The sequence below is a fragment of the Paenibacillus cookii genome, from assembly GCF_018333375.1.
GTDB lineage: Bacteria > Bacillota > Bacilli > Paenibacillales > Paenibacillaceae > Paenibacillus_AQ > Paenibacillus_AQ cookii.
Genome location: NZ_BORW01000119.1, coordinates 1 through 287, shown reverse-complemented (window position 1 = coordinate 287; position 287 = coordinate 1). Strand labels below are relative to the sequence as shown.

1 protein-coding gene is annotated in these 287 nt (G+C 37.6%); it reads left to right on the top strand.

Features of this window, described 5'->3' with window-relative positions; all coding sequences use genetic code 11:
- On the top strand, window positions 1-236 hold a 236-nt coding region (locus KI367_RS26835), incomplete at its 5' end, for a hypothetical protein (RefSeq protein ID WP_212953345.1).
- Window positions 237-287: the final 51 nt, after the last annotated feature.

The window sequence follows — 287 nt, the reverse complement described above, 5'->3', positions numbered from 1 at the left end:
AATTTCATTTCAGTACGAAAAGGATATTTCTAAAACGCAAATTCGTTTCGTTATCTAGTTTTCAAGGATCAACAATCAATTTTTCGGTTCATCACGGATGTGTGAATGAAAATTTGATTCAAATTCCAGTTTTTCAACCGGAATTATATCATACCATCCTCAGCACTTCTTGTCACCAAGCAAGTTCTGGAAATCGTATGCGAGAGTTTGAACTCTCAAAACTGACCAACGAGTGAGATCATATTTGTACCGCTTCGCTCAGAAGCGAGGTACTCCATAGAAAGGAG